Here is a 12,066-nt window from a genome sequence, read left to right on the forward strand (position 1 = left end):
GTTAGCGCTGATTATTTTCTGTTTTGTCAGGATTCCAGTCTAATAGCTTTGGTGTTATTACACTTCCGCTTTTTAACAGAGAAGTACCTCCAAAAGCTACTTTATCATTTGCAGTTAAGCCTTTTGTAACAATGTAAGCATCTTTATAAGCAGGTCCTACCTCTATTATTTTCATTTCAACTTTATTGTCATTTCCCACAACATAAACTTGCGAAACACCCTGCATTTCGATAACAGAACGTTGCGGAACTATCACAGCGTCTTTTCTTACGTCTGTTACTACAGCTACTTTTACAAATTGTCCGGGACGAATTAATCTGTCCGGATTTGCAAATGATGCTTCTAGTGTTACGGCCCCTGTAGTAGGATCTATCTGTCGGTCTGAAAAGCTGATTTTTCCTTTTTCAGGATAAACAGAGCGGTCTGATAATATGAGCGAAATTGATTTTCCGGCGCCAATCAAACTTGAATTTTTCTTAGATATTTCTCTAAAAATCCTTAGGTATTCCTGTTCACTCAAAGTAAACCGGACTCTTACATCTCCTAAATCTGAAACTGTATTTAAAACAGATGCTGCGCCAGGACGCACATAATCACCTACTCTGACTTTTGAAATGCCGATTAATCCTGTTATTGGAGAGAGAATTCTGGTGTATCCCAATTCTATTCTCGAATTGGAAAGACCGGCTCTTGAAGCTTTTAGTGAAGCGACTGAAGCATTATAAGACGCTTTGGCAGCTATTAGTTCCCTTTGGCTTACTGCATTCATCTTAGCCAGCGGTATCATCATATCATAATCTGATTTTGTTTTGGCCAAACGCGCTTCAACCTCAGCAACAGATCCTTCTGCCTCGTTTACTTTAGCTTTAAATGGTAAAGGATCGATCGTATATAATAATTGGCCTTTTTTTACAACAGTTCCTTCATTAAAATTAAGGCTTTCTATAACCCCGTCTATTCTCGGATTGATTTGAATATCAGACTGGCCAAATGTCTGTCCGGTAAATTCAGATTCTAAACGGACATCCTGCTGAACTACTTTCACTACTGCAATTTCCAAAGGTTTTGGGGCCGGCGGTACTTCTTTTTTACAAGCAGCCAAAAAAACAGTGAAACTGGCAATAGAAACTATTCTTATTCTCTTCAAAGCATCCATACAATTATTTTTAAATTAATAGACTACGAAAAATGTTCTGCTGACTATTTTAAATTTTTATTCTCCAAAAGGTTTTCTGCTTCCAAATGCGTATGAAACGGTAAATAAAGGACCATTATATCCCCATTTAATATGACCATCCAGTTTGTCTTTTACAACATCTATAGTAAAGTTCATTCCGCTGTATCCCAAAGCCAGATCGAGATCCGGAAGCAACTGGTACATCACCGACAGATTATAACTAATAATTTTTCCTTTGAAATCATTTACTTTAAGAGAGAAATAATTCAGGTTTCCGTTGATGACAAATTTGTCTGTAAATGCATAACCTCCCCAGATTCCCAGATCGGGCAGCGGCGCCGTAAAATTAAATTTATCATTATAGTTCAGTTCAGCATTTTGTGCGGTAAGACCAATTCCGATATCCGTTGCAAGGGTATGCGTTCCAATCATAAGACCTAATTCGTATTTAGGTTTCAGAAAAAAAGCATAGCCATAAGAAAATAAATACATATTGATCTTAAAATAAGAATCTACAGTAGCATTTACAGGATAAGTATGATCGCCAAATTCTAATGTTTTTTGTAATTGATGGGTGGTGGAGCGATCGAGATGAAAATACCCCAAATCAAATCTGGATCTTCTTGAAGCGCGCCATTGTAAATTACCTAAAAAAGTAGTTGTCGCTTTTTTAAATCCCAGATTGTCTTCAAAATCAATTTCGGTCCCTTCAGAATTGGCGTCACTACCGACTCTTACATTGGTTCCGTTTACCGGAATAAACACTCCTGCTGTTATTTTAAAACGTCTGACAAACCAGGGTGGTGTAGGCTTCGGTTTTTTATAAAATTCAAGATCGTCTGTCTCGATGTTTAACGAGTCGGTTTGAATACTGTTATTTTGAATAGCTGCAGGAATACTGGCGGTGGTACTCTCTCTCAAATCCTGTGAAAAAGTTTTTACTGACAATAAAATTGTTGCAAGAATCAAAGCGTTGGTAATGGTAACTTTATAATTCATAGCTTACTTTTTATGTGTGAATGAATAATTTATTTATACCGGCTTAGAAATTTTAGTATTTCCTCTTCTAATTCTACAGACAAAGACTCGTAATCAGCCTTTGATTGTCGATCTTCTTCTGACTTCTTCTTGTACTTTTCAATATTAATTTTACTCGTACAATAATCATCGCATATTGCCTTAAATTCATCATCCGTTAAATACAGGATTATGATAGACTCCATGAAATTCTCAAACTTATCTATATAGAGAGCTTTGGGAACAGCCATACTTTTTAAATCATTTAAACTAGTACTAACTTTTTTTCAGAACAGATTATGAAGATTTAATCTTATCATAATCAAATGGTTATAAAACATCATAAAATTAAATAATTACATTGATCAATTTCTGTTATTAACTGTTAAACGACGTTAAATAGATAGATTAAAATACTGATTATCAGTAATTTAAGGAATTAAAATGTGCTTTAGAAACGATATACTTCACTATTTTTTTGAGCAAAAGAATCGCTTTAGTGTATAATAAAATTATACTTCAAAACAGGGATACAGATAACTGCACCGCAATTATTAGTTGCAGTGACAAGTAAATCAATATAAATGGAAGAAAAATTAAAGAGGAGAATTAAAACGGGGGGTATTGTCTTTTCTCAGCAGATTGACCCATGTCAAATTATGAAGTGCATGCCGGCAGTTCGGATCTATTTTAAGTGCATTTGCAGAACATTCATAACCCGCTTTTAGTGGATCCGGAACTGTTTCTATGGCCAGTAAAATACCATCAAGATATAATTCTCCGAGCATGGCCAATGCTAGTGCACGTTTTGGGTGTGTGTTCACGGTTTCCTGCAATGCTGTAACGGCGCCCTTAAAATTTTCTACAGAAAAAGACCGCTGGTATCGGTAATAACTATAAACTCCGTCCCTGATTTTTGCATTTGGTAACTTGTTCATCGAAGATTCCCGGGCTATTTCCTGAAAAATGCTGCCGTAATATCCTCCCAATGCACCGAGAAAACTTTGTACAATTTCATCGCATATTTCAAACATTCCATATTTGAGCACTTTATCAATTAACTTCGTCATCATCACTTCGCCGGTTGCTGTGGATAAAAGATTAATTCTGATACGCACTCTTTTTTCTATAAACTGAAGGCAGCCATTGATAATATAATCTGCATTTAGCAACTTTCCTGCTTCCAGAATATTATGATTAATGTTGGAAGTCATTTCTTTGGAAAAATAGCCAATTACCGAAATATCCTGAAACCGGGACAATTCGGCACTGACTTCTTCTGCTAAAAGAAGGGAAAAAGAAGCATGATCTTTTTTTTCAGATAAAGATTTAAAAGGAAATATCGCTACGATTGGTTTTTTGTCCGGGGAGGGATCCGGAGTTAATCTGCCCTTTTTAACTGGAACTTTTGATCGCCTTGTAAAATGAGGAATATACGAACCTTTTGGAATTTCAATATATATCGGATTGTTTTTTCCTTCACCATTATAATATTGGTCTAATGCTCTTCTAAGCCTTCCAGCGTGAATGCGTACGACTGCATCATCATTACAATTAAACCCCGGCGGGCGCTTAAGGACGTCTACGGCGATATTATATTCTTTAATACTTTGAAATCTGTTTTGGACAGTTTCAGTTACAATGTATTCTAAAAATTTAGAAAGGGTTGGAGAACTTTTAAAGCCAGCGAAACCAAGTACACGCTGCAGTTCGTAATCAATTTCTTCAGAAGAGAACATTTCAGGATTTTGCATACAACTATTTCTATTTTAGTTAACACTTTTATAAAAACTTGCTATGTGCGTATATAAATGTAAATGTACGTGATTGACTACAACAAAAATATATAAAAAGCTTTTATAAAAATTAACTTATGTAAAGAAATAGATTAAATGCAGGAAAAAAGTGCTAAATGAACAAAAAGAAAGATTTTTCATTCATATTTTTAAACTAAGAAGTGATAATATCAGTAATATTTAAGAAGCCGTCCACCTTCTGACCGTGTGTAGGAGGCATTTCATCATTCCTACTCTGTTTTCGGCTTCTTATTTATGATAAATAATTATTTTTTTGAAGTGTGTTTAAGTTCATCTATAAATGGAATTGCATCCTGCATTTCGGCCCTGATGATAACCTGCAGGTATTGCTCTAATTGAACAAACTTTGCAGCGCTGGTTCCGCCAATTTCTTTTTTTAATTTAGAATGTGTTTTTGATAATAATTTATCAAAATCAATAATATTCTTCAAATTGGCCTCTGTTAATTCTGAAGCTTTTGCATCACTCAGGACATCATAATTGGCGGCATACTCATCGAGGATTTTTAACTTTGTTGCTCCGAGCGCTTTTCGCTCCACTTCATAAGCATCATAAATTTTTTGAAAGGCAGTAGCTTTCGGTTCTGTAAGCGGGATATATTCTTTTATTACCTCCTGCTTACTTTTACCATAAATCTGCTGGATCAATGCCAGATCATCAGACATGGAAGATTGTGCTGATAAGTTTGCTGTAAAAGCAAGTACTACTAGTATTATTATCTTTTTCATATTACAGGTTTTAATTATTTACTGAAATCATAACTTAACGAAGCACCAAGACCAAACTGAAACGTAGAAACATAATCTGAAACTCCCACTAAACCGTAGTATGTCCAGTAATAATCGTTACCTACTGCTGCTGACATCGATTCGAGATAGGCATGCAGGTTTATTGAAAGCGGAGAATTGGTTTTGATTTTTACACCTGCTTTAATATCCCATGCAAAATAAGTTCCGTTGCCGCTTTGTGGAGTTTCCAGAATTCCCAGACCTCCACCTGCACCAAGAAAAGGCATTACAGTATCGGAGCTTAATTTGAAATAATGTGTATAATCCAGCAGTATATAATTTAATGCGCTTTTATCATCATCGCTGTTGATCTGCTCATTATTTAGTCCGTATACAGGTAAATTGCTGTCGAGTCTTTTATATTTTAATTCGATTGAACTGTTTTCCATAAAAAAATATTCCAGTCCGGCTCCATATTCAAATCCGTCTTCCACAGTGGCGTGGGAAACATCAAAATCTACTCTGTCCGAAAAGGTATAACCTCCGTATAAATTAAGCAGAAAAGAGTTTGAACTTTGGGCTGAAGCTCCTATAGAGCTTAAAATAAAGATGAGTAATAAATGTGCACTTTTCATAATGTTGATTTTTTAGTTAAATGAAATAATGTTTGACCGGGTATTCTAACTTATCTTCTTCGTCCGCCTCCGCCCATGCCGCCTCCCATTCCACCACCTGATCGTCCGGAACTAAAACTGCTTGCGTTTGTGGTACGTCCTGATCCCTGAGAAAAATTATTACTGGAGGAACGTGTGGCAGATCCTGATGAAGAACGGTTTGAAGTTCCTGCGGATGGCGCTTTTGAATCGCGTCCTGTGTTGTTTCTAGTGCCGGCCGACGTATTTGAGCCCCGATTTGAAGTTCCTGCAGAAGGTTTTGCAGAGGCACGGTTGGCAGCAGTATTTCCCGTATTGTATTTACCATTCGCCCTGTTGTTGGTTACGGTGTTTGACCTCATTTTGTTATTGTTGTAATTGTTGTAATTATTTCTGTTATTAATAATTACGGTATTTCCTCCTCCATAATGTCCACCATGATAACCTCCGTGATGGTGATAGTGATTGTGCCTGTAAATTCCCACTGCCATAACTGTAAAAGCAGCAAAATAAGGAGGATAAAATCCATAATAATAAGGAGGATAATACGGAACATAAGCTGGAGAATACACATATTGAACAATCGGAACGGTCTCTACAACTACTGTTGTTGTTGCAGGAGCGCTCTTTACAGGTTCTGTGCCCGTATAGGCAGGATTTGAAGTAACAGCAGGACTCCCTTTCTTTGATGGCTCTATAACATAATTTTTGCCATACAGATTTTCGTCCCCTACAATCTGCAGACTTACTTTTCCTTTTTTATCTTTATCAACCAGAATAACAGCGACATCCTGAGTTTCTTTTTTACTAACGGCGACCTGTAGAATAAACGTAAAAGACGATTCCTTTTGTTTGGTAACCACTTTTATAAAGTCAACCTTTTTATCCAGATCCAGATCCAGGTTATTTACACCTGATTTCTGTTCATTTAACTTTTTTTCAAAATCTTCAATCGTCTTGGATTTTTGAAAAAGATCCAGAACGGCATACAGATCCAGGTTATCACCAGGAAGTCCCAGCGCAGGCTGATCATCGGATTGGCAAAATACGTTTTGCGCTAAAAGGCAAAATACTGCCAGAAGAGAAATTCTTATATTGTTTTTCATATTGTTTTTGATTAAATAAAAACGAATACCTAAGCTTAAAGCTATTATTTAGAAACCGGAACGCTTTTCAGTTTCTGGTCCTGCAACGCCGTCGAATCTGCCATACTATATTCTCTTTCCTGAATAGACATATTTGAAGTACTCATATCCCGTACGCAGAAGTAGGTCCCGTTTCTTTTTTGAAACAGGCTCATATAATTACCCTGATTTACTACCATGTCCGTATTGTCCATCACTTTAAACAACCCTATTTCTACAACCTGATTGGCATCATCAGAAATAAAAACTTCCTGAGTTGTGTAAGAAATAGTATTGTGGTCTTTCGATATATTATCCCTTAAAAAAATCACAATAGAATCTTTTCCTACTAACGGTGGCATATTTTGGTAGTAACTAATTGCATCATCAGCATAATAGCCAATGCTTTTAATTATTCTGGCATTATATGTATTGGCAAATTCGGTTTCCTTTTCCTGAATTTCTTTTTTGATTTTTTCCTTATCAATGACAGGAGCATCCTCTTTTTTATTGCAGCTGTTAACCAATATAAGTACGCCGGCAATTACGAGTATTTTAATTTTTTCAGTTATCATATTCTAACAATTTAAGTTTAACGATTTACGAATGCAGCCTTTTTAGTAATTCAATTCGACATTGAGCATTCCGATTATTCCTTTTGAGCCTACCTGCGTAGGATAACTTAAATACCCAACGGGAGAGTGACTTTCGTACATGATTTCGGGATTGATCCTGAAAAATTTGGTTTTAAAAGGAAACCAGTTAAAACCGCCGGTTATTTCATACGGCTTTCCATAATCGCCATTTATGTAAGAGTATGTGGTATAAAACTGAAGTGTTTTATCAACCAGCATGGCAGATCCCTGGAGTGAATAACCTGTATCCGTTAGCTCAGTAACCGGGATTGGACCAGTTGATTCGAAATCTGAAATCCATCGGACATAAAATTCCGCATCCAGCGAAAAACCATTGTATTTAATTCCGGTATTGAAAGACGTCATTTGATACTTTGCGTTGATTACCTGAGTGTTTGGAGCAAATGCATTTAGGGCGAAAATCCCTGTACCGTCAGACAATCGTATTTGTGAATTCTCCGGTGCATCGGCATCTGGCTGCGACTGGCGGTTTTCTGTACTTCTGGTGTAAGCGCCTCCAAGAAGTGTTGCGATTTTCTTGTGCTTTTCGTAATCTCCATAAGTAGGGATTCTTCCAAAATTTCCGGTTGTCCACCAGAGAGCACCACTCCAGGTATCAATTTTATTATCCAATTGACCCGCATCTACACCCAACTGACTCAGGTTGTTACCAAGCATTGTTTTGTAAAATAGATTATCTGTGATTTGTCCCTGTGCATAAATACCGGTCGTAAAAGATCCCCTGAAGTATTCTTCGGCAATTGGTCTTGCGTCGCTTCTGAGCCATTCCGGCCATTGTCCCAGGATAGAGCGAACAGAAGGAAGTCCGTTAATTCCAAGTCCTATTTCAAAATATTTATTGAATTTATATTGAAGATTCCCCGCAACAACAACCTGTGCGCCTTGTCCTAAAGTGGCATTAGAAGTCCAGACAAAAACGGTATATCTTATTTTAGGATCGGCAACCCAGCCTCTAAAATAAAGATTCGCTTTTTGAAACATGATATCATTTCGTCTGTCGATTGGAATTACCTCGCCATTATGATTGGTGTAACTGTCGTCGATTCCCATTTGATTTAAATAGCGCGCCAGTGTATAGAAGGAAAGCGTCATAGATCCGAATTTGCTGTCTACGAGTTTAAAACCGCTTCCGCCACGATGTACTTCTTCGGGTAATTCCTGCAGCGTGCTGTCGGCTGGTGCATTGTTTATCTGAGCCCATGAAGAGCAGGTGCAGATCAAGGATAGTATTATATATTTTACTCGCATATCGATGAGATTTTTTTGTTAAAGAGCATATAAATCATTGGGTAATAACTACTGTTTTATGTTGGCTGACTCCCATTTCCTTACTTTCCGGCGTGCATCGTCAAAGAGTCTTATGTAATTTTGTTTCCTGATTTTTTCGCTTGTTTCGGGTTTCAAAACTTTAAATAAAGGGGCATACATTTCATACACCGCCATATAAAATTTCTGATCCGGCGGCGCCACTACATCAGTTCCAAATAAGAACCGGTCCGGATATTTATCCATTAAGGTGGCACATCTCTGTGTTACTTCCGGCGACGAAATAATATATTTGGCCACCTCATCCCAGGAAATATCAAAATAAACATTTGAAAAAGCCGGATCTTCCAGAATATCCATTACGATATCTATATGGTTTGGTGCTCTTTTATCAGAGGATTCATTTCCATAACCTGCGGGATATACAATTCGTCCCAGCCCTATATGTGCCCAGATAATGGTAGTTTTTTGATGGCGTTTTAATAACTCCTTCATTTCATTAAGATATACAGGCTCTGTTATTTGTTTTGCCATTGGTATATCCATATCATTATGAAGTATCACCACTAATCCTGTTTTTCCTGCAAAATCAAGAATGCTGTCCAAAGCAGGATTGGTAAGACTTGCCACTTCTCCGGCCACTTTTGCAGAAACGAATTCCTTATGTACAGAGAATTCTCCAATACCTGTAAATACTCCCGGAAAAGTTCGCAGTACGCGCTCAATATGTTTGTACGCATACATATCTGACGGATTAAATCCTGTAATCATAGGGTCAAAACGTGCTTGCTGTTCTTTGGTGAGTGATTTAAACTGCATGGCAATAAATGCATCTGTAAAAGAGTAATAATACAAAGGAGCATCAGTTTGCAGATAATAGGTCGGACTGTATTTGCCTGAATTCTGGTACGACCACTGCTGCTGCAGCGGAATACCAAATAAGGTTGATCGCCCGGCCTTATCGCCCATTATGTCCAGAAATTTAGTAACTGTAATTCCTTCCTGAATATAATTTGTTAAATGAAAGTGGCTGTCATTAAATAAATACGCTTCTTGTGAAGTCGCTTTTTGCCCAAATAACATCGAAACAGGCACTATTAAAGCAAATATTCCGATAAGCAACCTTGTTTTTTTTCGTACCTGATTCATATATTATGCTTTAATTATGTGAACTGATTATTTTAAAGGCTGTACAACAAAAGGATTGGCTTTAAGTTCTTTGACGATTTCAAAAATCGCCCTTTGTGCTTTAATACTGTTTCCGACCTCATTTAGTGGCGGGGAAATAACTGCAATTCCGAATTTTCCGGGGCAAACCGCTATAATGCCGCCTCCTACTCCACTTTTTCCGGGTAAACCAACTGCATAAAGCCATTGTCCGGAATCATCATATAATCCCGCCGTTGACATGATTCCCATCGTGAAAGCACAAGTTTCAGGAGATACCACTTTTTCTTTCGTCACCGGATTTAATCCTCCGTTTGCCAATGTTGAGGCCATAACCGCAAGATCTTTGGCATTTACATTAATAGCGCATTGTTTAGTATAAACATCTGTAGACTGAACAGGATCAAAATACATACGCCCATACGCATATAGTAAATGCGCAATAGCCTGATTTCTAAGATTATCTCCGGCCTCACTTATATAAACTGGCATATTTAATTTTAATTTTGTTCCTGCAAATGCATTATGTGTATCCAGAATGTTTTTCCATTTGGCTACAGAATCATTTCCTTTTACCATACTTACTGCAGCTATCGCTCCGGGATTTACAAGCGGATTTATTTCTTTTCCTTTTTGAAGTTCAATTGCGACAATAGAATTAAATCGTAGTCCGGTTGCGTCTACACCAATTTTGTCTGCCAGGACTTTTGGCCCCTGCTCCTCAATCACTCTTGCCAGAGTAAAAACTTTTGAAATGGACTGAATGGAAATACGCTGATTAAGATCACCTTTGCTGTACACTTTTCCATCTACAGTGACGATCGCAATACCAAAAATAGAAGGATCAACATTGGCGAGTTCTTTAATATAATCTGCATTTTTCCCTTCTTTGACATCCTTAAATTTATCGTATGCATGATCGATGGCCGCTTGATAATCAACCGATTTCTGAGCCTGGATCTGAGGAATAAAAATGAGAAGTATTAACGCTGTGAGCATAATACTCAATCGTAAATTTGTTTTCATATTGTACTAATTATGTTTTTATTTATTTGAATTTTATCTGTAGTGCCTCTAACTATTACTGATTTTTTTTGTAAAACACTTCCGAGAAATTATACTTAAAAGAGAATTGTATTTTAGAGATCGAAGTACTCCATCCATCTCTGAAGTTCTCACGATCTCCCCATTGGAACTCGGCTCCCATCATACAATTTTTTACAGGTGTATAAAGAAGATTGACTATTGCATATTGTCCTTTCTTAAACGAATTGTCTGTCTGAGCGTCCGAATTGTCGATATCAATCATCGAATATCCCAGTGCCGTGCTAAATTTATTACTCCAGTTATGGTCAATAAAGGCAACAATACCCATAAGAGGTAATGCCACTCCTTTGACAGGTTTTACCGCATTTCCGGGATTGTTTTGCAGACCAATATCTACAGGAGCATCATTCATATAGTTTTGAATTCCCTCTCCATAAACGATTTGACCTCTAAAAACATCATTTTTGGTAAACTTTAAATTGGTGCTTAAATTTAATCCCCAGCCAAGGGCATCTCCGGACAAATCAAACTGATCGTTGTTTTGGTCTTTCCATTCGATTTTTCTGAGCATTCCTGCTAATTCCACATAGCCCCAACTACTGCCGTATCGGTATTCTGCAGAAAGATCGGGTAATGAAAATCTTGGATAAACGCCCTGCAACTCTACACGATTGGCATATTCGCCCTGATCTGCACTCGCCCCAGGTCGCTCTAATGCAATTGTTAAACGTGTATCACCCTGAATAGGCATATAACGAATCTGGATATTCCTAAAAAATACCATTCCGGTTGGTCCCCAGTATTCAAGCGTATTAGGGAACACGTCAATATCCATAAAAGGACTCCAGGTCTGGCCGGCGCCGAATTTTCCTAATTCCGCGTAAGCGTGACGCAGACGAAAAGTAGTCTGACCTGCATCTGCGCCTGTCCCGAATAATTCAAATTCAAATTGGGTTTTCAATTCACCAATTCCGGTATCAAAGTAATTTTTAAAACCTAATCTGGTCTGTCGGACTGATGCATAATAATTTCCGTCAACTCCATATTCATTCTCATAGGATGGTAATTTAGTAGGTCTTACTACATCGTACCAATCGCTTTGTATCTGGTTAAAATTATAACCAACATCCGTCATAATAAACCCATAAATTTCCATGCTTTTCTCTTGTTCCTGAGCCTGCACTACATTTATGAAAACAAAATAAATTAAAGTGGCCGAATGGAGTATCCGCACCATTTGTACAAATTTTTCTTTCATTGTCGATTGTTATTTAATTTAGTGTTGGTTTTAATGCTGATAAATAATTTTCTTAAAGTTGTTTCTATAACGACTTAAATTCTATTGAAACCTTTATTTATCGCCTGCTATTAACCTGATAGCTAAACAAATGTATTTACATAATCGCCGTCATTT

11 protein-coding genes are annotated in these 12,066 nt (G+C 37.2%); all 11 read right to left on the reverse strand.

Features of this window, described 5'->3' with window-relative positions:
- Position 1: 1 nt before the first annotated feature.
- The 11 genes from ABEB31_RS00560 to ABEB31_RS00610 all read right to left on the reverse strand — a co-directional run bounded on the left by ABEB31_RS00560 (position 2) and on the right by ABEB31_RS00610 (position 11,910).
- On the reverse strand, positions 2-1,156 hold the full coding sequence (locus ABEB31_RS00560; protein ID WP_347049307.1) for an efflux RND transporter periplasmic adaptor subunit: 1,155 nt from the start codon (positions 1,154-1,156) through the stop codon (positions 2-4).
- Between the two features lie 57 nt (positions 1,157-1,213).
- On the reverse strand, positions 1,214-2,176 hold the full coding sequence (locus tag ABEB31_RS00565) for a hypothetical protein (protein ID WP_347049308.1): 963 nt from the start codon (positions 2,174-2,176) through the stop codon (positions 1,214-1,216).
- A gap of 614 nt (positions 2,177-2,790) precedes the next feature.
- Positions 2,791-3,948 carry a hypothetical protein gene (locus tag ABEB31_RS00570; protein ID WP_347049310.1) on the reverse strand — a complete coding sequence of 386 codons (1,158 nt, stop codon included), beginning with the start codon at positions 3,946-3,948 and terminating at the stop codon, positions 2,791-2,793.
- A gap of 308 nt (positions 3,949-4,256) precedes the next feature.
- Entirely contained in the window at positions 4,257-4,739 is a 483-nt protein-coding gene (locus ABEB31_RS00575) for a hypothetical protein (RefSeq protein ID WP_347049311.1), read from the reverse strand.
- 14 nt (positions 4,740-4,753) lie between these two features.
- Positions 4,754-5,374 (reverse strand): OmpA family protein, encoded by a 621-nt coding sequence (locus ABEB31_RS00580; protein WP_347049312.1) that lies wholly within the window; start codon positions 5,372-5,374, stop codon positions 4,754-4,756.
- A gap of 50 nt (positions 5,375-5,424) precedes the next feature.
- A complete protein-coding gene (locus tag ABEB31_RS00585; protein ID WP_347049314.1) occupies positions 5,425-6,498 on the reverse strand; it encodes a hypothetical protein in 1,074 nt (357 codons plus the stop codon).
- Positions 6,499-6,542: 44 nt separating this feature from the next.
- A complete protein-coding gene (locus tag ABEB31_RS00590; protein ID WP_347049315.1) occupies positions 6,543-7,091 on the reverse strand; it encodes a YybH family protein in 549 nt (182 codons plus the stop codon).
- Positions 7,092-7,133: 42 nt separating this feature from the next.
- Positions 7,134-8,420: a hypothetical protein gene (locus ABEB31_RS00595; protein ID WP_347049317.1), complete on the reverse strand. Its 1,287-nt coding sequence runs from the start codon at positions 8,418-8,420 to the stop codon at positions 7,134-7,136.
- 48 nt (positions 8,421-8,468) lie between these two features.
- Positions 8,469-9,587 (reverse strand): amidohydrolase family protein, encoded by a 1,119-nt coding sequence (locus tag ABEB31_RS00600; protein WP_347049319.1) that lies wholly within the window; start codon positions 9,585-9,587, stop codon positions 8,469-8,471.
- Positions 9,588-9,614: 27 nt separating this feature from the next.
- Positions 9,615-10,631, reverse strand: a complete 1,017-nt coding sequence (gene glsA / locus ABEB31_RS00605; RefSeq protein ID WP_347049320.1) for a glutaminase A — start codon at positions 10,629-10,631, stop codon at positions 9,615-9,617.
- 55 nt (positions 10,632-10,686) lie between these two features.
- Positions 10,687-11,910, reverse strand: a complete 1,224-nt coding sequence (locus tag ABEB31_RS00610; protein WP_347049322.1) for a DcaP family trimeric outer membrane transporter — start codon at positions 11,908-11,910, stop codon at positions 10,687-10,689.
- Between the last annotated feature and the right edge of the window lie 156 nt (positions 11,911-12,066).

It is taken from the genome of Flavobacterium olei, assembly GCF_039749035.1.
Lineage (GTDB): Bacteria > Bacteroidota > Bacteroidia > Flavobacteriales > Flavobacteriaceae > Flavobacterium > Flavobacterium olei.

What these genes read in the sequence shown, in the direction of transcription:
- ABEB31_RS00560 (WP_347049307.1), bottom strand. Translation starts at nt 1,156, where the DNA reads ATGGATGCTTTGAAGAGAATAAGAATAGTTTCTATTGCCAGTTTCACT.
- ABEB31_RS00565 (WP_347049308.1), bottom strand. Translation starts at nt 2,176, where the DNA reads ATGAATTATAAAGTTACCATTACCAACGCTTTGATTCTTGCAACAATT.
- ABEB31_RS00570 (WP_347049310.1), bottom strand. Translation starts at nt 3,948, where the DNA reads ATGCAAAATCCTGAAATGTTCTCTTCTGAAGAAATTGATTACGAACTG.
- ABEB31_RS00575 (WP_347049311.1), bottom strand. Translation starts at nt 4,739, where the DNA reads ATGAAAAAGATAATAATACTAGTAGTACTTGCTTTTACAGCAAACTTA.
- ABEB31_RS00580 (WP_347049312.1), bottom strand. Translation starts at nt 5,374, where the DNA reads ATGAAAAGTGCACATTTATTACTCATCTTTATTTTAAGCTCTATAGGA.
- ABEB31_RS00585 (WP_347049314.1), bottom strand. Translation starts at nt 6,498, where the DNA reads ATGAAAAACAATATAAGAATTTCTCTTCTGGCAGTATTTTGCCTTTTA.
- ABEB31_RS00590 (WP_347049315.1), bottom strand. Translation starts at nt 7,091, where the DNA reads ATGATAACTGAAAAAATTAAAATACTCGTAATTGCCGGCGTACTTATA.
- ABEB31_RS00595 (WP_347049317.1), bottom strand. Translation starts at nt 8,420, where the DNA reads ATGCGAGTAAAATATATAATACTATCCTTGATCTGCACCTGCTCTTCA.
- ABEB31_RS00600 (WP_347049319.1), bottom strand. Translation starts at nt 9,587, where the DNA reads ATGAATCAGGTACGAAAAAAAACAAGGTTGCTTATCGGAATATTTGCT.
- glsA (WP_347049320.1), bottom strand. Translation starts at nt 10,631, where the DNA reads ATGAAAACAAATTTACGATTGAGTATTATGCTCACAGCGTTAATACTT.
- ABEB31_RS00610 (WP_347049322.1), bottom strand. Translation starts at nt 11,910, where the DNA reads ATGAAAGAAAAATTTGTACAAATGGTGCGGATACTCCATTCGGCCACT.